This window comes from Octadecabacter dasysiphoniae (assembly GCF_021532615.1).
GTDB classification, from domain to species: domain Bacteria; phylum Pseudomonadota; class Alphaproteobacteria; order Rhodobacterales; family Rhodobacteraceae; genus Octadecabacter; species Octadecabacter dasysiphoniae.
Genome location: NZ_JAKGAQ010000005.1, coordinates 185,630 through 206,195 on the forward strand (window position 1 = coordinate 185,630; position 20,566 = coordinate 206,195).

The window sequence follows — 20,566 nt, forward strand, 5'->3', positions numbered from 1 at the left end:
TTTTCGTTAGGGATGTTCTAGATGTGTTCTTGTTTTGTGTCAATATGTTCCGAGGGGTAAATGGGGAACATAGCCTAAACGGGATAGATGGTAACGCGATCACCTGCCTGTTTGGCGCTGTCGCCAATCGGGCGCAACAGCAGGCAGTTTGCATCTGCCAGAACGGTCAGCATGGAGCTATCTTGCTTGTCAAAGGCGGTGACGACGCGGCCCTGTGCGTCTTCATCAAACTTTGCGCGCATGTAGTGGGCGCGTGGTCCGCCAGCGGGCAAGGGCGTGGTCAAGCGGGCTATCAGGCTAGGCGGCAAGACGTCCGTTTGCCCCAAGGCGCGCCGCACCATTGGCAGCAAGAACAAGTGCCCGCATACGACAGCGGACACCGGATTTCCGGGCAGGCCAAGAAATGCGGTGTCACCTTTGGCCCCCGCCATCAAAGGCTTACCGGGGCGCATGGCGATTTTATGGAAACTGCGCGTCACGCCAAAGCGATCCAAGGCTGGGGCGACCAAATCATGATCCCCGACAGACGCGCCGCCGATGGTTACGATGATATCTGCACCCCAATCGGCCGCATCTTGCAGGGTCTGGTCAAGGGCCTCTGGAGTGTCTGGCGCGATGGGCAGGACGTTCACGTCGCCGCCGGCTATGCGCACCATTGCCTGCAATGCAAAGACGTTGGATGCGATGATCTGTTCTGGCTTTGGATCGTCGCCGAGCATCATCAATTCGTCGCCGTTTGAAATCAGCGCAACCTTGGGACGGCACGTAACCGTGACGCGAGGCTGGTTCATTGCGGCGACTAAGGCAAGGTGTGCGGGTGTCAATTCTGGCACCACATTCAAAGTGAAGTCTGATTTGAAATCAGCGCCTTGCGGGCGTATATTGATGTTGTCTGATAGGGGCTCTGTCAGCGTGATATGATCAGCTTGGCGGGTGACGTTTTCCTGAATAACCACCCGCGTTGCGCCGCGTGGTACGGGGGCGCCGGTGAAAATACGCACAGCTTGTCCGGCTTGCAATTCACCGTCCCAGCCGTGTCCTGCCGCGGATTCCCCGACAACGATCAATCGATCGTTATGGGCCACATCACCAACGGCATAGCCATCCATGGCAGAGGCGGAGAATGGCGGCTGGTCGCGTTTGGCGGCGACAGGTTTGGCAAGGGTCCGCCCTAACGCGTCTTGCAGCGCAACGATTTCTGTTGGTCCGGTCTTGACCAAGTCCAGACACATGGCTTGGGCCTGTTCGACGGAAATCATCCCTCGAAACGGCCCGATTTACCGCCATCTTTCAGCGTCACGCGCAGACCGCCGATTTCCATGTCTTTTTGAACCGCCTTGAGCATGTCGTAAACAGTGAGCGCGGCGGTGCTGGCGGCGGTCAACGCTTCCATCTCAACACCTGTTTGACCTGTGGTTTTGACCGTGGCTTCAATGCGCACGCCCGGCAGGGCGGTATCAGGCACAAGATCCACGGCGACCTTTGTAATGGGCAAGGGATGGCACAGGGGTATCAAATCTGACGTCTTTTTAGCCCCTTGGATGCCCGCAATCCGTCCAATCCCGAGGACATCACCCTTTTTGGCGGTGCCAGCGGTGACATGGGCCAGTGTGTCGGGCGTCATCTTGATCCAGGCGGCTGCTGTGGCAATGCGCGCTGTGACGGCCTTGTCGGACACATCCACCATGTGCGCCTGACCTGCGTCATCAAAATGGCTAAGGCCGTCGCCCATCACATGCCGCCCATGGTCATTGGATTGGAGAGCAATTGGCGTGTTGCTGCCGCCACATCATCCTGACGCATCAGGCTTTCGCCGATCAGGAACGTGCGCGCGCCGTATTGTGCCATATCCGCGAGGTCATCGGACGTGTTCAACCCGCTTTCACAGACAATCAAACGGTCCGGCGGCACCATGCGCGACAAGGTGCGCGTCGTGTCGAGCGTTGTGTCAAACGTCTTAAGGTTGCGGTTGTTGATGCCCATAAGAGGGGATTTCAACAGACATGCGCGTTCAAGTTCTTCGGCGTTGTGGACTTCGAGCAGGACATCCATGCCCCATTCGGTTGCCGCGGCTTCGAGTTCGGCGGCCTGTGTGTCTTCGACAGAGGCAAGGATGATCAGGATGGCATCGGCGCCGAGCGCGCGGGCTTCTGCGACTTGGTAAGTGTCATACATGAAATCTTTGCGCAGTGCGGGCAGATCAACGGCGTCGCGCGCGGCTGTCAGGAATTCATCGGCCCCCTGAAATGATGGGGCATCGGTCAGAACGCTGAGGCAGGTTGCGCCACCTGCGGCGTAGGCCTGGGCCAGTTCGGGGGGATTGAAGTCTTCGCGGATCAGACCTTTGGAGGGGCTGGCCTTTTTGATTTCAGCGATCAGGCCATAGCCTTCGCGGCTGGCTTCGGTCAGGCGTTCGGCAAAGCCGCGCGTCGGCGATGCAGTGCGGGCGTCGGCCTCAACTTCAGAGAAGGGCCGCGCAGATTTGCAGGCCGCGATGTGGTCGAGCTTATAGGCTTTGATCTTGTCTAAAATATCCATGTGGTGAACTTAGTCCTGTGTCGGGGGGAAGACAATTGCGCGTGCCGCGGGCGGGGCGCAAAATTCTGCGAATTTTGCAAGAAAGACGGGGCGCTGCCCCCGGCCTTTGGCCTCCCCCGGAATATTTAGAAACCAAAGAGGGTTTAGGGTGCGGTTGAACGCATGCGCGCGCGCAGGGCCGCAAGGTTGCCGTTTGATAGGCCGAAGAACAGCCCGAAAAGCCCCATGAGGAGACTGATCGCCAGATGCCCCCAGGCGGTTGTGCGGGTTTGGCCATCATAAAGATCGTGAATACGTGGCGCGTCAGGGTGGATGCGGATCATCCAAGAATGACCGACCGGATGGCTGTTATGGAAGTTTTGGGGCACGGCGCGTTCGTTGGCGATCGTCTGATTGTTCCATGTAAACGAGTAGGTTATGAAATGGGTGCCTTTGCCATCGCGCGCGGAGTTTTGCGCAATAAAGCGGTGATCCAGTACGGTGGCGGGAATTTCGATATTATGTCTGGCGAGGCGTCGTGCGTCGCCTGCCGAGATTACGGTCACCGTTGCAAAGACAGCGGACATAAACAGAATTGCGCAGCCCAGCCAGAACCGTTTGGTGAACGTAAATTGTGCCGCCCAATCGGGATCACCGGAAGAGTTCACGCGCCTTGGGTGATTTTGGCGAGCGTTTCCACGGCGGTTTTGGCGGCACCGCTGTCGATGCTGTCAGCGGCCATGCGCGCGCCGGCCTTGAGGCCTTCGACCTTGCCCGCCACGAGCAATGCAGCGGCGGAGTTCAGCAAAACGGCGTCACGGTAGGCGGAGTGTTCACCGTCCAGAAGGGCGCGAAAGGCTTTGGCGTTGTCGGCTGGCGATCCGCCCAAGATGTCCTCAAACGGGTGGACGGGCAGGCCCGCGTCTTCGGGGTGGACTTCGCGCTGTGTGATCATGTCACCAGACATCGCGGCGACCCAAGATACGCCCGTAATCGTAAGCTCATCGGTGCCGTCGCTGCCGTGGACAAGCCATGCGGCCTCGGACCCAAGTTGTTGCAACGTTTGCGCCATTGGCAGGATCAGATCGCGCGAAAATGCGCCTGTGAGTTGGCGTTTGACGCCTGCCGGGTTGGTCAGTGGGCCAAGAATGTTGAAAATCGTGCGGGTGCCAAGTTCACCGCGTGTGGGCATCACGTGTTTGATCGCCGGATGATGCATGGGGGCCATCATAAAGCCGATGCCAGCCTCAGCGATGCCGCGTTCGACTACGTCAGGGCCGACCATGACGTCAATGCCCATCTGAGAGAGCGCATCTGCGGCACCAGACAGTGACGACAGATTGCGGTTGCCGTGCTTGGCCACAGGGACGCCCGCGCCCGCGACGACAAACGCCGTTGCGGTGGAAATGTTCAGCGTGCCTTTGCCGTCGCCCCCCGTGCCGACAATGTCCATCGCACTAGCGGGGGCGTTAACAGGCAAACAATGGGCGCGCATGACGGCGGCGGCGGCGGCATATTCATCCACCACTTCGCCGCGCGTACGCATGGCCATCAACAGACCGCCCATTTGGGACGGGGTCGCATCGCCTTTGAACAGGATTTCAAAGGCTGCTTGGGCTTGATCGCGGGTCAGCGGGCCTTCGGCGGCGGCATGGATAAGGGGTTTTAGCGCGTCGCTCATGCGGGGACCTTTAGTGTCTTGAGGAAATTGTCGAGCATTGCATGCCCGTGTTCTGATTTGATGCTTTCGGGGTGGAACTGCACGCCGTGCATGGGCAATTCACGGTGCTGGAGGCCCATGATCGTGCCGTCTTCCAGCTCTGCTGTGATTTCAAGGCAGTCGGGTAGGGATGCGCGCTCTACCGTCAGGGAATGATAGCGCGTCGCCTCAAACGGGGAGGGCAGGCCCGCGAACAGGGATTTGCCCGTATGGTGCATTGTGCCCATTTTCCCGTGCACGATTTCATGGCAGCGCACGACTTTGCCGCCAAACGCCTCACCTATGGTTTGGTGGCCAAGGCAGACGCCCATCAGCGGTGTTTTCGTTTCCGCAGCGGCCTGCGTCAGCGCAAGACAAATCCCAGCGGCCGACGGATCACAGGGGCCGGGCGACAGCACGATGCCGGATGCCCCCATGCCCATTGCCTCTTGTACATCAATCGCGTCGTTGCGTTTTACGACAACATCTGCGCCAAGCTCACCAAAGTAATGCACCAGATTGTAGGTGAAGCTGTCGTAATTATCGATCAAGAGAAGCATAGTTTTGCCGCCATACAGTCAGGTTAATTTGGGGCTACCGCGCAGGGGCGTGCCGCATATATACTAGGGTCATACATGGGCCGGAGCGCGGGGGTGCGTCAAGGCCCGCAATGGTCCCAAATCGACCCATGAGAGGTCGCGGGAACAATGAGAGAAGAAGGCAGCAGCAGTATGCGTGGATTGATCGGTGGAATGCTAACGGGCGGATTGGTGTCCGTGCTGGGGTTAGGCGTGGTGTCTGTGGTAAGCGAACAGCCCGCAGGCGTCACCCCGCCAGAGGCCCCTTTGGTGCAAGCGCCGATGGTGGACCCGGTTGAAACGGTTGAGGATGTTGCAGACAGTGGCCCATCAACACCCGTAGGTAGCCTGAGCATCCAAGAACCCCAAGCGCCTGCATTGCCAATGGGCGAAGCTGTCGAAGCAGAGCCGACCGCCCCCGTTGCGGTTACCGCAGACGCGCAAGCCCCGCGTGCGGACACAGATCCGCTTGATGAACCCGAAGTGACCAGCGTTGAAGGCGCGATGGAGGCCCCGCCGGCGCCCCAGTCTGCCAATGTGGTGTCTGAACCCGTCGCCCCCGTTTTGCCAAACCCGCAGGCCCTGGCCCCCCAAACGCCCGAAAACGAGGCTGATCTGACGGTTTCGACAACACCAGCACAACCGACAATCGTGATCGTACCGGACACCGAAGTTTCGGTGGTTGACGATGAACCACAGGTCGGCGAACAAACGACGCCTGAACCGACGGACGATTTCTTTGTCGTGGATTTAGGGGCGGATGCATCTATTGACACCAACGCAGACCCAATCGGCGAAGCGGTGGCGCAGGACACTGTGCAAGACGAAGCACCCGCGATTGATGCGCCCGCTGATCCGCCCGAAGATTTGGCCTTGAATACTGCTGATATCGCGGCGGCCGTTGTCCCATCGACAGAACCGCGTTTGCAATTGGGCGGTGCGAACACACTGCTGACTGAACGTGATACGGGCGTAACAATCCGCCGCCCCGGCACCGATGAGGCCAGCGATGACGTGGCACAACCTGCCGCGAATGCACTGCAAAACTACGCCGCAGATGCGGATGATTTCGGGTCCAAGCCGCTGATGTCAGTTGTTTTGATTGATGATGGGTCAATGTCTGCCGCCGCAGCGGCCTTGGCGGGTCTGCCATTCCCAGTGTCTATCGCGCTTGATCCGGCATTGCCGAATGCCGCTGATCTGATGGCGTCTTATCGTGCGGACGGTTTTGAGGTGGTGGTGATGGCTAAAGTGCCAGAAGGCGCGTTGCCGTCTGATGTTGAGGTTACATTCGAAAGCGTCTTTAGTAATTTGCCGGAAACCATCGCGGTCTTGGACATTGGGGCAGGTGGTTTGCAGGCCGACCGCGCCGTGACAGAACAGGCGATGGATATTCTCGCTTATCAGGGGCGGGGTTTTATTACGGCCAGCCAAGGGCTGAACATGGCCGGGCGCGCCGCACAGCAAGCAGGGGTTCCATCCGCAGTGGTGTTTCGTGATCTGGATATCGACAATCAGGATGCCCGCGTCGTGCGCCGTTTTGTTGATCAGGCTGCGTTTCGTGCGCGCCAAGAAAGTGGTGTTGTGCTGATTGGCCGTGTGCGCCCGGATACAATTTCCGCGCTGATCTTATGGGGAACCGCGAACCAGGAAGATCAGATCGCCGTTGTTCCCGTAAGCGCGGTTTTGTTGGCCGAGTAATCGCAGTGTTCTTTTAGGTTTGATGCAAAGGTGGTGCCCACGTGTCTGATCGGTTCACATTGATCACGGGATGTTCTGGCGGTGGTAAATCGACGTTGCTTGCAGCGTTGGCGAAGGCGGGTTTTAGCACCATCAAGGAACCCGGGCGGCGGATTATATCGAACGCGCGCAGTGGCGCGGACCACACATTGCCGTGGGTCGATATGAATGCCTTTGCGCGTGCTGCGGTTGAAATGGCGCATGCCGACCTGAAAAAAGCCGAAGGAATGACAGGGCAGGTGTTTTTTGATCGGGGTTTGGTTGATGCTGCCGTGGCGCTTCAATCAGCCAGCGGCGCATCCCACTGCACCACGCTGGGCCCGCATCGCCACTATGCAAAGACCGTTTTCATAGCACCGCCTTGGCACGAAATTTTTGAGCAAGACGAGGACCGCAAGCACGGGTTTGCCAAAGCCTGTGATGAATACGACCGACTGGTCGCCGCGCTGGATGATCTGGGATATGAACCATGCATACTGCCGCAGGTTTCTGTCGCGGATCGTGTGGGGTTTGTCCTGGAAACCCTAGAACTGACGCCTGAGTAACAGCCTTTATGAATTGCCTGTCCGGAACATGGCCGCATCAGCTGCCGCGCGCCTGATTGCGCCGGATTTGTGGACGGTTTCCATGTATTCGGCTTCGGGGTCGCTGTCATACACAACGCCGCCGCCTGCCTGCACATACAGCTGATCCCCCTTGAGAACCGCCGTGCGCAGGGCGATGCACATGTCCATATCGCCGTTCGCCGAAAAGTAACCGCAGCCACCGCCGTACAATCCGCGCTTTTCCGGTTCCAATTCATCGATGATTTCCATGGCGCGCACTTTTGGCGCACCTGATACGGTTCCCGCGGGCATTCCAGCGAAGAAAGCCGATAACGCATCTTCGCCCTCCGCCAGTTCACCGACCACGTTGGACACGATGTGCATCACATGGCTATAGCGTTCGACAACGAATTGCTCTGTCGGGCGCACGGTGCCGATCTTTGACACTTTGCCCGTGTCGTTGCGCCCCAGATCCAGCAGCATCAGGTGTTCTGCCAGTTCTTTCTTGTCGGCCATCAAATCAGCCTCGAATGCATTGTCTTCTTCGACCGTCGCGCCACGGGGGCGGGTGCCAGCGATGGGGCGGATCGTCACCTCGGATCCGAACACACGGACCAAGATTTCGGGCGACGCGCCGATGACCTGATAATCCCCGTAGTTGAAATAGAACATGAACGGTGACGGGTTTGTGCGCCGCAGGCTGCGATACAGCGCAAAGGGCGGTTCCGCAAACGTCTGTGTCCAGCGTTGTGATGGCACACATTGAAAGATGTCACCGGCACGGATGTAGTCCTTGGCCTTTTCAACCGCTTCCTTGTAGCCTGATTTTGTAAAGTTGCTGACCGGATTGGCGGGCGTGTCCGCATCACCCAAGGTGCGTTCAGCCATTGGAACAGGCAATTCTAGGGTTCGTTGTGCGTCCATCACACGTTCGGCCGCTTGGGCGTAGGCCGCTTTCGCAGACAGGCCCGATGTCGCGTAGGCTGGGGCGACCAAAATAACCTCTCCCTTCACGCCGTCCAGAACCGCCACGACTGAGGGGCGCAACATGACAGCGTCGGGCAGGCCGATCGGGTCGGGGTTGATGTTTGGCAAATGTTCGACAAGGCGGATCATGTCATAGCCAAGATAGCCGAACAGGCCCGCGCTTGCGGCCGGAAGATCGACGGGTAGGTCAATTTTGCTTTCGGCGATCAGCGCGCGCAGGTTGGTTAACGGATCACCGGATTGGTCTTCAAACGCGTCTTCATCAAAGCGCGCAGAGCGGTTGATGCGGCTTGTCGTGCCGTGACATTCCCAGATCAGATCGGGTTTCATGCCGACGATCGAATACCGCCCGCGAATTTCGCCACCGGTGACGGATTCCAACAGAAACGCATGTTTGCCAGCGCCCGTCAGCTTGAGCATGAGGGACACGGGCGTGTCCAGATCAGCCGTCAGTCGTGTGTAGACGATCTGGTTTTCGCCTGCGTCATAAGCCGTGCGGAAGGTTTCGAAATCGGGCGTCATGATCTACCGGAAATTGGCGTGCACGGCATTGATGGCCGCGTCGTTGATGTTCACCTCCGTGCGCAACTGCACGGTGCGGGTGTAAAGCTCATAGATGTCTTGCGCGATGCCTTCGGCGGCGGATTGGGCAATGGCATCCATTTCGGTTGCGAACACATCGTCCTCGGGGTCAGCGCCGGTGATGTCATCCAAACGCACGATGATGGCATCGCCATCGTTGGGCAACACGCGGACATCCCCGATGTCCATGTCGAACACTTCGGTCAGGAAATTGGTCGGCGCGCCGTTCACAAAACCGCGCCGCGTCAGGCCGTTTTCCTGCACAGCATCCAGTCCGATAAACCCGAAGTCTTGCACGCCTTCGTTCAGACGCGCCTGTTTTGCCTCGGCTTCGGCCATGACGGCAGCGGCGGTTTCTTGTGCTTCCCAACCGGCAATCACGTCGTCGCGCACATCATCCATCGGGATCAGAGCAGGGGCGCGGACTTCGAGGATTTGAACGGCAAACAGCCCGCCGTCGTCAAGGCTTTGGAGTTCGGGGAAATCTGCCACGTCCTGATTTGCCACAACATCACGGAAGGCAGCATAGGCGGCAATGCCGTCGGTGATATCGGCCGTCCAGTCCATTTCGCCCAACACCATATCCGTCTGCTCCGCCACGTTTTCGAGCAGAGCACCACCCGCCAGCAAGTTCGTGATCGGGTCGATCTGATCTTCGATCAGGCGGATCGCGCGCTGTGCGGCCTGATCTTCGCGCAGTTCTGGTGCCGCTTGTTCGAATGTTGTGTTGCGCGCAGCCAGAACGGCATTCACACGGTACAGCGCAGGGCCAAGGTCGCTTTGAAAAGGGCCTGTCACGCCGCCGGTTTCAAGCGCAAAGATTGCGGGGCCAGCGTCGCCCATTTGGGCCTCAGTGACGTCACCGCCATCCACATCTTCAAGCGTCAAACCGCGATCCTCCACCAGTTCGGGGAAGGATGTTTCGCCTGTCTCAATCGCCTCAATCGCAGCCTGTGCGGCCGCTTCATCGGAAAAGACCAAGCGTTCGATCAAGCGGCGTTCAGCCTGTACGTATTCTTCGATCCGCGCCTCATATTCTTCGCGGAGCGCGACTTCATCCACAGGCATATCATCCTGGATCATATCAGGCGTCAGCCAGACATATTGTAGCGCGCGTGTTTCAAGGCTGGTGTAGATCGCAGGGTTCGCATCGTAGTGGGTCTGCAAGTCTTCTTCGGATGGTTCGGGCAGGATGATTTCAACATCAGCGGCAGTCAGCGGAGCCCATGTGAATGTGCGCCCTTCGCGGGTGAATTTCGCGACAGTTTCGCCGTAGGTTGCAGGATCGGGAATGCCTGTGAACACCGCGCCCTGAACAAGTGCGCGCGCCGCACCTTCGCGCAGGCTGGTTTCATAGTCCCGCACGCTCAACCCGCTTGATGATAAGGCCTGCCGATAGGTTTCACGATCAAACGACCCATCCAGACCGCGAAAGGCGGGCGTGGCCAAAACTTGTTCGCTGACAACACCATCGCCAACAGACAGGCCCAGAACGGCGGCTTCGTTGTCCAACGCACGTTGGCCCACCGCGGATTGAAGCGCGCGGATCGGGATGCCCAGTGCATCCGCTTCGGGGAAGGACAACTGGCGGCCTTCTTGTGCGCTGCGGATGCGGATAAGCGTTTGGAGTTCTTCGAAATAGGCTTGGGTCGAAAGCGGTTTTTCGCCCACCGTTCCGACAGAACGCACGGTGCCCGTCAGCCCACCCGCACCAAAGCCCAAAAGGCCCACGAAAAGCAGACCCATAATGATCCAAACAAAGAAGTTTTTTGTCTTGCCTTTGGCCATCGTAACAGCGTCCCTATTTTCGCATTTTCACCTGTCTAGGCAGGTCGCGGGCGGCGTGCAAGCGGATGTGGTGGTTCAGGGCGCGGTGTAGGCCACAAGACGGTCAAACAATGCCGTGATCCCGGCCCGATCTACATTTGCAAAGGCCACCCGAAGATGCTGTTTGCCCTGACCGTCCGGCATGAACATCGTCCCCGGAAGCGTCAATACTCCAACTTTTTGCACCAGATCGCGGGCCAGTGCATCAGACGCCATATCAAACGGGTGCTTCATATAGGCGAAATAGGCACCGCACCCCTGCAATTCCCAACCCGTTGCGCCAAGTCGGGGGAATTGTTCCTGAATTGCGGCGCGCCTGTCCAAAATCTCCAGCCGCTCGCCAGCGAGCCAATCGCCTAAATGTTTCATTCCCCAAAGGGCTGCATGCTGGCCAAGCTGATTGGGGCAAATCGTGACGGTATCGAGAAACTTTTCGACTTCGGACAGGCGCGCGACGCTTGCGACCATCGCGCCGACGCGGTGGCCCGTAAGCCGATAAGCCTTTGAGAACGAATAGAGCTGGATCAGCGTGTCATCCCAGTCCGGATCTTGGAACAAAGGGTGCGGCGCGCCTGTGCGGCTGTCAAAATCGCGGTAGGTTTCATCAATGATCAGTGCAATCCCTTTGGATCGCGCGAGGGCCGCGAAGGCCAAAACGGTTTCAGCCGGGTATTCCACACCGCCGGGGTTGTTCGGTGTGACCAGAACAATCGCACGCGTCTTGTCGGTGATCAGATCAGCGGCGTCTGCCGCGTTCGGGATCAGGCTGTTAGCTGGATTCAGGGGGATCGTTTTCACGCCGGCCATGTCCAACCACATGCGGTGATTAAAGTAATAGGGCACCGGCAGAATGACCTCATCACCGTCTGTGCAAAGGGTTGAAATCGCGGCGGTAAAGGCTTGGTTACAACCTGATGTGATTGCGACGTTTTCGGGCGTTATTGTTCCGCCGTAGCTGTTTGACCATTGCGCTGCGACCTGCGCGCGCAGTTCGGGCAACCCCAGCACAGGGCCATACAGATGGGTGTCGTCCACATCGACGATCATCTTTGCCATGGCTTCGCGCATTGCCAGCGGGGGCGGATCCACGGGGGCGGCTTGGCTGACATTGATCAACGGGCGGTCTGTGAAATCAACACCCTCCAGCCAGCGGCGCGCCTCCATGACGGGGGGCGAAAACGTGGTGGCTGTGCGGGCTAGGGTCATGGATGTCTCTTGGGATTGAAGCCTCCGGCGGGAGTTTGCTGGCCTAGATGAAGGGGCGGTTCTTTTTCATCTAGGCAATTAAACTCCCCCCGGAGGGCCAGGTTCGGGGAACTGAAATGTCAGTCCTTGCCGCGGTAAGGTTCGACGTATTGCAGCGCCATATCCCATGGAAAGAAAATCCAGGTGTCCTGCGACACACCTGTAATGAAGGTGTCGACCTGCGGTTCGCCTTCGGGTTTGGCATAAACGGTCGCGAAATGGGCGTTCGGGTACAACTTGCGCACCAGTTCGAGAGTCTTGCCACTGTCGACCAGATCGTCAATGACCAGAATACCCGTTCCGTCGCCCATCATGTCGGCGTCCGGGGACTTCAACACCTTGGCCTCTCGGCGCTGGTCCGCGGCCCCGCCACCTGAATGATAGGACACCACCGAAATTGTATCGACGGTGCGCACATCCAGTTCGCGTGACACGATCATCGCGGGCGCCATACCGCCACGTGTGATCGCAACAACCGCGCGCCACGCGCCATCATCAGGCCCCTTGCCATCCAACCGCCACGCCAATGCACGGCTATCGCGATGGATCTGATCCCACGAGATGTGGAAGCCTTTTTCGTGGGGCAAGCGGTCGGTCATGGTTGGATCCTTCTTGGATTTTAGCGGCTGAACAGCAGACGCAGGCCGAGCAAACCGAGCACCATCGCGGCGACACGTTCAAACACGGGCTTTAATTTTAGGTAACCCGATCGCGCGGGTGGTGTCGCGAGGAGGGCTGCGAAACACAGATATCCGCCAGCCTCAATTGCGAAGTTATTGGCAAGTATCAGTCCGATGTCAGCCGCCGTCAGGCCGGGCGGGAAAATCACGACCACAACCGACGCGGAGAACAAAACAGATTTCGGGTTCGCAAGATTGATCAGCAAACCCCCAACAAACGCGCGTCGGTGTTGGGATGTTTCCGTGGACATGGGCGCGCTGGCGTTTCTCCAAAGCCCAAACGCGATCCACATCAGATAGAGCGCGCCGATGACCTTCAGCGCGACGAATGCATAAGGAAACGCAACGAACAGGGCCTCAAGCCCCAAAAGGGCCGCCAAAGTCCAGGAGGTCGCCATTGTCGCCAGCCCAAATCCTGTCGCAGCACCCATGGCAAACCCACCCGCGATGGATTGGCGCAGCGCATACAGCAACGCCGGACCGGGAACCAACATCGATGCAATAAGCGTGAGGTTAAACGCAAGAATGTGGGTCGACTCGATCATGGATTAATCCTTGTTGGGGGACATGTCGGGCGCATCAACGGCCTTCATGCCAACGACGTGGTAGCCCGCATCAACGTGATGGGTTTCGCCCGTCACGCCCGCACTTAGGTCTGACAACAGATACAATGCAGACCCGCCAACTTCATCGATGGTGACGTTTTTGCGCAGGGGGGAGTTATATTCGTTCCATTTCAGGATGTAGCGGAAATCACCGATGCCAGATGCCGCAAGGGTCTTGATCGGACCCGCAGAAATTGCATTTACACGAATGCCGTCTTTGCCGAGGTCTTCGGCCATGTAGCGTACCGATGCCTCAAGTGCGGCTTTGGCAACGCCCATTACATTATAATGCGGCATGATGCGTTCTGCGCCGTAGTAGGTAAGCGTAATGGCGGATCCGCCCGCGTTCATCATTTTTTCGGCGCGCTGCATGACCGATGTGAACGAATAAACCGAAATATCCATCGTCATTGTAAAGTTGTCGCGCGATGTGTCGACGTAACGACCCCGCAATTCGGATTTGTCCGAAAACCCAATGGCATGGACGACGAAGTCAATGTTGTCCCAGCGTTCTTTCAAGCCATCAAACAAGGCATCAATCGACGCCTCATCGCTGACGTCACATGGCAGTACAATGTCCGACCCCAGTGAGGCTGCAAGCGGTGCGACCCGCTTTTTCAGCGCGTCGCCCTGATACGAAAACGCAAGCTCGGCGCCTGCTTCGCCCAAGGCCTTGGCGATTCCCCATGCGATAGATTTATCATTGGCGAGACCCATAATCAGGCCGCGTTTTCCCTGCATCAAATTGGATGACATATCATTCCCTCATGTCCCGCCTCGCGCGTTGGCGGGCTTGTTATAGGATTGGTTTAGGCGATAGGCGCGGACGCTTCAAGCGGCAGGCGTGTCATGCGCCCCTTGACCCTGACGCGGGGCGGGTCACCTATGGGACAACACACGATTAGGCAAAGGACGAACACATGGCAGACCGAACCGGAAAATTTGCAGGCGACGATCCCTTTGCTTTGGCAAAGACATGGTTGGCCGAGGCCGAAAAGTCAGAGCCCAATGATCCAAATGCGATCGCACTATCTACTGTCGACAGGGACGGGCTGCCGAATGCGCGCATGGTTTTGCTGAAAGACATCGAAGATGATGCTTTCGTTTTTTACACAAACTACGACAGCCAGAAGGGGCAGGAATTGGCCGCATCAGGAAAGGTCGCGTTCGTGATGCACTGGAAATCCCTGCGCCGCCAAATCCGAGTCCGTGGAACGGTCGAGCGCGAAGACGGTCAGGCGGCAGACGACTATTTCAAGTCTCGCAGCCTCAAGAGCCGACTGGGCGCGTGGGCATCGCGGCAATCCCAACCGCTGACATCGCGCGGAGCACTCGTGGCGGAGGTTGCCAAAATTACGGCCGCCAAGGGCACGAACCCGGACCGGCCACCATTCTGGGGCGGTTTCCGAATCTCTCCCGTTGAAATCGAGTTTTGGGCCGATGGCGACTTCAGGTTGCACGATAGGTTCCGTTGGTCGCGGTCTGGGCGAACAGAGCCATGGAAAATTGACCGTTTGAACCCATAATTTTTCACGCTTCGTGAAAACGGACGCTTGGGAACGCTTGTATTCGACCGCATACCAGTCCAAATTCGCCTTGGATGGGATATGCCTCTCGTGGCTTTGGGGACGCGGGGGCGAGGACAAAAAAATGCAAGATACAGAAACGGACGGATACGTCATGGATGGCCACGTAAAGTGGTTTGATCCAGGCAAAGGGTTCGGCTTCATTGTCGCTACAGATGGTGGGCCGGATATTTTGCTGCATGCAAATGTACTGCGCAATTTCGGGCAAAGCTCGGTTGCGGATGGTACGGGCATTGAAATCATGGTCGTTGAAACGGACCGAGGGCTTCAGGCATCTGAGGTTTTGAATATCCACCACAGCGAACATCCGTCACCAACAGGGCTGGCGGATTTCGCGGAATTTGATCCCGAAGACATCGCGGCGGCACCGATTGAACCCGCGCGGGTCAAATGGTTCGACAAGGCCAAGGGGTTCGGCTTTGCCAATGTGTTTGGTGATTCCACTGACATCTTTGTGCACGTCGAAGTCTTGCGTCTGGCGGGGCTGGCTGATTTGCTTCCTGGTGAAGCCATTGCGCTGCGGGCCATCGAAGGTAAACGCGGGCTTATGGCGGCTGAGGTTTTGCCATGGGAAAGTGCGGTCGCGCGCGACTAGGTCTTGTTTTTGCGTTGGTGGTTGCTGCGGCGACCACCGCAAGCGCTGAATGTTCGCTTGATACAGTGTCGGTGCGTGGGGACTTTGGCACCGCACAATTCACTGTAGTCGTGGCCGATGACAATGCCGAGCGCGGACAGGGGCTGATGTTTGTTGAACAGATGGCCACCATGGAAGGTATGCTGTTTGTCTATGATCGCCCCCAGCGGGTCAGTTTCTGGATGCGCAACACGTTGATCCCGCTTGATATGGTGTTCGTGGACGACACGGGTATTGTCCAGAAAATCCATCCTATGGCCGTACCCCTGGACGAGACGCCGATTTTTGGCGGCACCGACATCCAATATGTTCTTGAGATCAATGGTGGTCTGGCCGCGCGGCTTGGGCTTGAGGCGGGCGATGAGATGCAACATGCAGCCTTTGGTGACACAAGTGTTTGGCCTTGCCCCTAAAAGGTCGGTGCATTTCGACGATTTGACGATTTAGGCCTTTTCAACGCGCGGTTCTGCGATTAGATGAGGCCTCGGTTCGGGGCGTGGCGCAGCCTGGTAGCGCACCTGTTTTGGGTACAGGGGGTCGGAAGTTCGAATCTTCTCGCCCCGACCATTTCTACAAAAACCCAACCTCTCACTCATTCGGATGTCAGAGAGGCCGCCCGCCGGCGGTCGCAAGAAGTTCAGCCAGACTGTCTGTCACTTGCTGATCAACGAACCTCACCTGTTGTGCACCGCCGTCCCGCTGCGGGACGCGGATGTAATTGTCGACAGTCATCAAATACCCGTCGGCGGTGTTGCGGCCAGAAAACGCGATGACAAGTTTGGGCAGGGCTTCGACTGTGCCCCCGTACTGCAAAATTATGGCTGCAGCTGATTCTGGGTCAGGAAGAGATTCGCAGCGCACCTGATTTCGGCTCGGTTTGACGACGGATTGGCCGGGACCGTTGCACAATTCCTCTGCGACAAAGAACAAACGCGCTGGATAGCCTGTAAAATAGGCCTGTGCGGCACTTCCTTGGACCTCACCGATGCCCGGCGCACCACGAGATGTGGGAAATTCACTACATCCCGCAAGCGCGAGTCCGAGAGTCAGAACGATGGCGCGCATTGCGGCTCCTGATTTTTGTGCGTGTTCAGAGTGACACACTAGGTAGGGCGCGCAACCCACCTGACGAGGGTGTGAACAACCGCGTCACGCCCTGTGGATAACTCATGTGATTGATGAACTTTGCGGGCTAGTCTTCTGGCAAATAAACGATTTTTCCCGCTTCGATTTGGCGCCGCCCCACAGGATACCTTTGTGTACAAGCCTGAGGGAGAATCGGGGGTGGTTTTGGCGCACCCTTGGTTAACAAACGGTCAAGACTCTTTAATCTATATTTAGGGTAAAGTTTTCGTTGACCCCCTAGGTGTAGATGAGTGATGTTGTGCGAGCTGGATGAGACGACACAACATATAGTGTTGCAAACAGCGCGGGACAGGTTTCGAGACACTAGATGCTGCACAGCACCCTAGGCTTGAGTGCGCCCCCTCAATATCGGGGGGCATTGCGCTATGTTTTCCGCGTTTGACGTTTGATCCGCGCGATAGGTTTTTCGATCCATGGATCGGAATGAGGGACACGGGTGATCGCAACGACGATCCCCACTTTGACAGAGGCGAGAGCACGATGAAGATTGAACGTAACTTCACTAAATCCGGACAGGACGCATACGCAGAGGTGCCATTTAAGGCAGCAACGTCCGAGATTAGGAACCCTGACGGCACGATCGTCTTCAAGCTCGAAGATTGTCAGATCCCCGAAAGCTGGTCCCAGGTTGCGTCTGACGTCATCGCGCAAAAATATTTCCGCAAAGCTGGCGTGCCTTCGGCCACAGTGAAAGTCGAAGAAAAGGGTATCCCGGAATTCCTGTGGCGCTCCGTTCCCGCTGAAGGTGCAGACATGTCCGGAGAGACATCCGCCAAGCAGGTGTTCGACCGTCTTGCCGGTGCATGGACATACTGGGGTTGGAAGGGTGGTTATTTCACTTCCGAAGAAGATGCGCGCACATACTTTGACGAGATGCGCTACATGTTGGCGACACAGCGCGCTGCGCCGAACTCGCCTCAGTGGTTCAACACAGGTCTGCACTGGGCCTACGGCATCGACGGCCCCGCACAGGGCCACCACTATGTCGATTACAAAACGGGCAAGCTGACAGCGTCCAAGTCGTCTTATGAGCACCCACAGCCACACGCCTGTTTCATTCAGTCCGTCGCTGACGATCTGGTGAACGAAGGCGGCATCATGGACCTTTGGGTCCGCGAGGCGCGTTTGTTCAAATATGGGTCCGGTACGGGCACGAACTTCTCTTCTCTGCGTGCTGCCGGTGAATCGCTGTCTGGCGGTGGTAAATCTTCCGGCCTTATGGGGTTCCTGAAAATCGGTGATCGCGCTGCTGGTGCGATCAAATCCGGTGGCACGACACGCCGCGCCGCCAAAATGGTGATCGTGGATGCGGACCACCCCGATATCGAAGAATTCATCAACTGGAAGGTTCTTGAGGAGCAGAAAGTTGCGTCCATCGTAGCCGGTTCCAAGATGCACGAAGAAAAACTGAACCTGATCTTTGCGGCGATCAAGGGTTGGGACGGCGCAGAGGCCGACGCCTATGACCCCAAGGTGAACCCGCAGCTGAAAGACGCCGTGCGCGAGGCCAAAAAGGTCGCCATTCCGGAAACTTACGTAAAACGCGTTCTGGATTACGCAAAGCAGGGCCACACAGCCATCGAATTCCCGACATACGACACCGATTGGGATTCTGAGGCGTATAACTCTGTGTCCGGCCAGAACTCCAACAACTCCATCCGTGTCACGGACGCCTTCTTGAAGGCCGTCGAAGAAGACGCAAATTGGAAGCTGATCAACCGTAAGAACGGTGAAGTCCACAAAGTTATCAAAGCGCGCGATCTCTGGGAACAGGTTGGTCACGCGGCATGGGCCTGTGCCGATCCGGGCATCCAGTACCACGACACAGTAAACGCATGGCACACATGCCCAGAAGACGGCGCGATCCGCGGATCCAACCCGTGTTCCGAATACATGTTCCTTGACGACACGGCCTGTAACCTTGCGTCCATGAACTTGCTGACGTTCTACAAAGACGGTGAATTCCAGGTCGAAGACTACATGCACGCCTCCCGTCTGTGGACTTTGACGTTGGAAGTGTCTGTTATGATGGCACAATTCCCGTCCAAAGAAATCGCACAGCGTTCCTACGACTTCCGCACGTTGGGTCTTGGCTATGCCAACATTGGCGGTCTGTTGATGAACATGGGCTACGGCTATGACAGCGACGAAGGCCGTTCCATGGCAGGTGCGTTAACCGCGATCATGACAGGCGTTGCCTATGCGACCTCTGCGGAAATCGCGGGTGAGCTTGGCGCCTTTGCGGGTTACAAGAAGAACAAGGATCACATGCTCAAGGTGATCCGCAATCACCGCAACGCAGCCTACGGCGCATCCGACGGTTACGAAAAGCTGGACGTTAAGCCTGTTCCGCTGGATCACGCCAACTGCCCCGACGCACGCCTGATCGACATCGCGATGTCCACATGGGACGAAGCGCTGAAATTGGGTGAAAAGCACGGTTATCGCAACGCACAGTCTACTGTGATTGCCCCAACGGGCACCATTGGTCTGGTCATGGATTGCGACACCACAGGGATCGAGCCTGACTTTGCCCTCGTGAAGTTCAAGAAGCTTGCTGGCGGTGGTTATTTCAAGATCATCAACCAGTCGGTGCCTGCCGCTTTGGCGAAACTGGGTTATTCCACGTCCCAAGCCGAAGAAATTCAGGCCTATGCGGTCGGTCACGGTACTTTGGGCAACGCACCGGGTATCAACCACACTGCGCTGGTCGGTCACGGCTTTGGCCAAGCGGAAATCGACAAGATCGAAGCCGCGCTTCCCTCGGCCTTCGACATCCGTTTCGTGTTCAACCAGTGGACGCTGGGCGAGGATTTCTGCAAAGACGTTCTTGGCATTCCAGCCGACAAGCTGAACGATCCGACGTTTGATTTGTTGAAATCATTGGGCTTTTCAAAGGAAGACACAGACCTTGCCAACGACCACGTCTGTGGAACGATGACGCTGGAAGGTGCGCCGCACCTGAAAGAAGAACACTACAGCGTCTTCGATTGCGCCAACCCATGCGGCAAAAAGGGCAAGCGTTACCTGTCCGTCAACAGCCACATCTATATGATGGCCGCAGCACAATCGTTCATCTCCGGTGCAATTTCCAAGACGATCAACATGGCCAACGACGCCACAATCGAGGACTGCCAGAAAGCATACGAGCTGTCTTGGTCCCTCGGTGTCAAAGCCAACGCGCTGTATCGCGATGGGTCCAAATTGTCCCAGCCATTGGCCGCCGCGCTGATCGAGGACGACGAGGAAGCAGCCGACATTCTTGAAAACGGCAACATCACCGAAAAGGCGCAAGTCATCGCCGAAAAGATCATCGAAAAGGTCGTCGTTAAGGAAATCATCAAATCGCACCGCGAAAAGATGCCTCAGCGTCGCAAAGGCTACACTCAGAAAGCCAACGTTGGTGGCCACAAGGTTTATCTGCGCACGGGCGAATATGAAGACGGCAACCTTGGCGAAATCTTCATCGACATGCACAAAGAGGGTGCCGGCTTCCGCGCCATGATGAACAACTTCGCCATCGCGGTGTCTGTTGGTCTGCAATACGGCGTGCCGCTGGAAGAATTCGTCGATGCGTTTACCTTCACCAAATTCGAACCTGCCGGCATGGTTCAGGGCAACGACAGCATCAAGAATGCAACGTCGATCCTTGATTATATCTTCCGCGAATTGGCTGTATCTTACCTCGATCGCACCGATCTGGCGCACGTAAAGCCGGAAGGCGCATCGTTTGACAGCCTTGGTCGCGGCGAAGAAGAAGGCGTATCCAACATTCAGGAAATGTCCGAGACAGCAGCGTCAAAATCTTTGGATGTGCTGAAACAAATCAGCTCAACCGGGTACCTGCGCAAGCGTCTGCCGAATGATCTGGTCGTGCTTCAGGGTGGTGCTGGTGCGGTGGCCTTTGGTGGCGGCACAGATGCAGCAACTGCCTTGGAAACCTTGGTGCCCGCAGTGGCAGCGGGTGGCGGAATGGCGCAAGCGACAGCAGTCTCCAGCGGCACGGTCAACAGCCTGTCGGCCCGCGATAAGGCGAAGATGCAAGGCTACGAAGGCGAAGCCTGCGGCGAATGCGGCAACTTTACCTTGGTGCGCAACGGCACCTGCATGAAATGCAACACCTGCGGCGGGACATCCGGTTGTAGCTAAGAGATCACGGGGCGGTGCATGATTGCGCCGCCCCGTTCACGAGACC

19 protein-coding genes and 1 tRNA gene are annotated in these 20,566 nt (G+C 57.3%); 7 read left to right on the top strand and 13 right to left on the bottom strand.

Annotated elements, in window-relative coordinates; all coding sequences use genetic code 11:
* Positions 1–74: 74 nt before the first annotated feature.
* From L0664_RS17220 to L0664_RS17245, 6 genes are all read right to left on the bottom strand, one after another.
* On the bottom strand, positions 75–1,259 hold the full coding sequence (locus L0664_RS17220; protein WP_235227134.1) for a molybdopterin molybdotransferase MoeA: 1,185 nt from the start codon (positions 1,257–1,259) through the stop codon (positions 75–77).
* Complete coding sequence (gene moaC / locus L0664_RS17225; protein ID WP_235227135.1) at positions 1,256–1,732, bottom strand: cyclic pyranopterin monophosphate synthase MoaC; 477 nt, start codon at positions 1,730–1,732, stop codon at positions 1,256–1,258. Before moaC ends, L0664_RS17220 begins: the two co-directional genes overlap by 4 nt.
* Positions 1,732–2,538, bottom strand: coding sequence for an indole-3-glycerol phosphate synthase TrpC (gene trpC, locus L0664_RS17230; RefSeq protein ID WP_235227136.1), 807 nt, complete (start codon positions 2,536–2,538; stop codon positions 1,732–1,734). Before trpC ends, moaC begins: the two co-directional genes overlap by 1 nt.
* A gap of 143 nt (positions 2,539–2,681) precedes the next feature.
* Positions 2,682–3,185: a DUF3592 domain-containing protein gene (locus L0664_RS17235; protein WP_235227137.1), complete on the bottom strand. Its 504-nt coding sequence runs from the start codon at positions 3,183–3,185 to the stop codon at positions 2,682–2,684.
* Positions 3,182–4,198, bottom strand: a complete 1,017-nt coding sequence (gene trpD / locus L0664_RS17240; protein ID WP_235227138.1) for an anthranilate phosphoribosyltransferase — start codon at positions 4,196–4,198, stop codon at positions 3,182–3,184. The genes L0664_RS17235 and trpD overlap by 4 nt, the downstream gene beginning before the upstream one ends.
* A complete protein-coding gene (locus L0664_RS17245) occupies positions 4,195–4,776 on the bottom strand; it encodes an anthranilate synthase component II (protein WP_235227139.1) in 582 nt (193 codons plus the stop codon). The genes trpD and L0664_RS17245 overlap by 4 nt, the downstream gene beginning before the upstream one ends.
* 171 nt (positions 4,777–4,947) lie before the next feature.
* Here L0664_RS17245 and L0664_RS17250 point away from each other — a divergent pair, with 171 nt between their 5' ends.
* A complete protein-coding gene (locus L0664_RS17250) occupies positions 4,948–6,495 on the top strand; it encodes a divergent polysaccharide deacetylase family protein (RefSeq protein WP_235227140.1) in 1,548 nt (515 codons plus the stop codon).
* Between the two features lie 41 nt (positions 6,496–6,536).
* Complete coding sequence (locus L0664_RS17255) at positions 6,537–7,079, top strand: AAA family ATPase (protein WP_235227141.1); 543 nt, start codon at positions 6,537–6,539, stop codon at positions 7,077–7,079.
* Between the two features lie 6 nt (positions 7,080–7,085).
* Here L0664_RS17255 and trpE read toward each other — a convergent pair whose 3' ends face one another.
* The 6 genes from trpE to fabI form a co-directional block, all read right to left on the bottom strand.
* Positions 7,086–8,588: an anthranilate synthase component I gene (gene trpE / locus L0664_RS17260; protein ID WP_235227142.1), complete on the bottom strand. Its 1,503-nt coding sequence runs from the start codon at positions 8,586–8,588 to the stop codon at positions 7,086–7,088.
* A 3-nt stretch (positions 8,589–8,591) separates the two neighbouring features.
* Positions 8,592–10,436: a peptidylprolyl isomerase gene (locus L0664_RS17265; protein ID WP_268821741.1), complete on the bottom strand. Its 1,845-nt coding sequence runs from the start codon at positions 10,434–10,436 to the stop codon at positions 8,592–8,594.
* 75 nt (positions 10,437–10,511) lie between these two features.
* Positions 10,512–11,681 carry an aminotransferase gene (locus L0664_RS17270; RefSeq protein WP_235227144.1) on the bottom strand — a complete coding sequence of 390 codons (1,170 nt, stop codon included), beginning with the start codon at positions 11,679–11,681 and terminating at the stop codon, positions 10,512–10,514.
* Between the two features lie 119 nt (positions 11,682–11,800).
* On the bottom strand, positions 11,801–12,319 hold the full coding sequence (gpt, locus tag L0664_RS17275; RefSeq protein ID WP_235227145.1) for a xanthine phosphoribosyltransferase: 519 nt from the start codon (positions 12,317–12,319) through the stop codon (positions 11,801–11,803).
* Positions 12,320–12,339: 20 nt separating this feature from the next.
* Positions 12,340–12,945, bottom strand: coding sequence for a LysE family translocator (locus L0664_RS17280; protein WP_235227146.1), 606 nt, complete (start codon positions 12,943–12,945; stop codon positions 12,340–12,342).
* 3 nt (positions 12,946–12,948) lie between these two features.
* A complete protein-coding gene (gene fabI / locus L0664_RS17285) occupies positions 12,949–13,761 on the bottom strand; it encodes an enoyl-ACP reductase FabI (RefSeq protein WP_235227147.1) in 813 nt (270 codons plus the stop codon).
* Between the two features lie 164 nt (positions 13,762–13,925).
* On the opposite strand from fabI, the gene pdxH reads away from it, so the two are divergent.
* The 4 genes from pdxH (at position 13,926) to L0664_RS17305 (ending at position 15,792) form a co-directional block, all read left to right on the top strand.
* Positions 13,926–14,531 carry a pyridoxamine 5'-phosphate oxidase gene (pdxH, locus tag L0664_RS17290; protein ID WP_235227148.1) on the top strand — a complete coding sequence of 202 codons (606 nt, stop codon included), beginning with the start codon at positions 13,926–13,928 and terminating at the stop codon, positions 14,529–14,531.
* A 124-nt stretch (positions 14,532–14,655) separates the two neighbouring features.
* Complete coding sequence (locus tag L0664_RS17295; protein WP_235227149.1) at positions 14,656–15,186, top strand: cold-shock protein; 531 nt, start codon at positions 14,656–14,658, stop codon at positions 15,184–15,186.
* Positions 15,159–15,638, top strand: a complete 480-nt coding sequence (locus L0664_RS17300) for a DUF192 domain-containing protein (protein WP_235227150.1) — start codon at positions 15,159–15,161, stop codon at positions 15,636–15,638. The genes L0664_RS17295 and L0664_RS17300 overlap by 28 nt, the downstream gene beginning before the upstream one ends.
* 77 nt (positions 15,639–15,715) lie before the next feature.
* Positions 15,716–15,792 (top strand) — tRNA-Pro (locus tag L0664_RS17305).
* A gap of 36 nt (positions 15,793–15,828) precedes the next feature.
* On the opposite strand, the gene L0664_RS17310 is transcribed toward L0664_RS17305, so the two are convergent.
* Complete coding sequence (locus L0664_RS17310) at positions 15,829–16,290, bottom strand: hypothetical protein (RefSeq protein WP_235227151.1); 462 nt, start codon at positions 16,288–16,290, stop codon at positions 15,829–15,831.
* 561 nt (positions 16,291–16,851) lie between these two features.
* Here L0664_RS17310 and L0664_RS17315 point away from each other — a divergent pair.
* A complete protein-coding gene (locus L0664_RS17315) occupies positions 16,852–20,520 on the top strand; it encodes a vitamin B12-dependent ribonucleotide reductase (protein WP_235227152.1) in 3,669 nt (1,222 codons plus the stop codon).
* The last annotated feature ends 46 nt before the right edge of the window (positions 20,521–20,566 follow it).

Bases quoted from the DNA above. Each gene is read 5' to 3' on its own strand.
- L0664_RS17220 (WP_235227134.1), bottom strand. From the start codon at position 1,259: ATGATTTCCGTCGAACAGGCCCAAGCCATGTGTCTGGACTTGGTCAAG.
- moaC (WP_235227135.1), bottom strand. From the start codon at position 1,732: ATGGGCGACGGCCTTAGCCATTTTGATGACGCAGGTCAGGCGCACATG.
- trpC (WP_235227136.1), bottom strand. From the start codon at position 2,538: ATGGATATTTTAGACAAGATCAAAGCCTATAAGCTCGACCACATCGCG.
- trpD (WP_235227138.1), bottom strand. From the start codon at position 4,198: ATGAGCGACGCGCTAAAACCCCTTATCCATGCCGCCGCCGAAGGCCCG.
- L0664_RS17245 (WP_235227139.1), bottom strand. From the start codon at position 4,776: ATGCTTCTCTTGATCGATAATTACGACAGCTTCACCTACAATCTGGTG.
- L0664_RS17250 (WP_235227140.1), top strand. From the start codon at position 4,948: ATGCGTGGATTGATCGGTGGAATGCTAACGGGCGGATTGGTGTCCGTG.
- trpE (WP_235227142.1), bottom strand. From the start codon at position 8,588: ATGACGCCCGATTTCGAAACCTTCCGCACGGCTTATGACGCAGGCGAA.
- L0664_RS17265 (WP_268821741.1), bottom strand. From the start codon at position 10,436: ATGGCCAAAGGCAAGACAAAAAACTTCTTTGTTTGGATCATTATGGGT.
- L0664_RS17270 (WP_235227144.1), bottom strand. From the start codon at position 11,681: ATGACCCTAGCCCGCACAGCCACCACGTTTTCGCCCCCCGTCATGGAG.
- gpt (WP_235227145.1), bottom strand. From the start codon at position 12,319: ATGACCGACCGCTTGCCCCACGAAAAAGGCTTCCACATCTCGTGGGAT.
- L0664_RS17280 (WP_235227146.1), bottom strand. From the start codon at position 12,945: ATGATCGAGTCGACCCACATTCTTGCGTTTAACCTCACGCTTATTGCA.
- fabI (WP_235227147.1), bottom strand. From the start codon at position 13,761: ATGTCATCCAATTTGATGCAGGGAAAACGCGGCCTGATTATGGGTCTC.
- pdxH (WP_235227148.1), top strand. From the start codon at position 13,926: ATGGCAGACCGAACCGGAAAATTTGCAGGCGACGATCCCTTTGCTTTG.
- L0664_RS17295 (WP_235227149.1), top strand. From the start codon at position 14,656: ATGCAAGATACAGAAACGGACGGATACGTCATGGATGGCCACGTAAAG.
- L0664_RS17300 (WP_235227150.1), top strand. From the start codon at position 15,159: ATGGGAAAGTGCGGTCGCGCGCGACTAGGTCTTGTTTTTGCGTTGGTG.
- L0664_RS17310 (WP_235227151.1), bottom strand. From the start codon at position 16,290: ATGCGCGCCATCGTTCTGACTCTCGGACTCGCGCTTGCGGGATGTAGT.
- L0664_RS17315 (WP_235227152.1), top strand. From the start codon at position 16,852: ATGAAGATTGAACGTAACTTCACTAAATCCGGACAGGACGCATACGCA.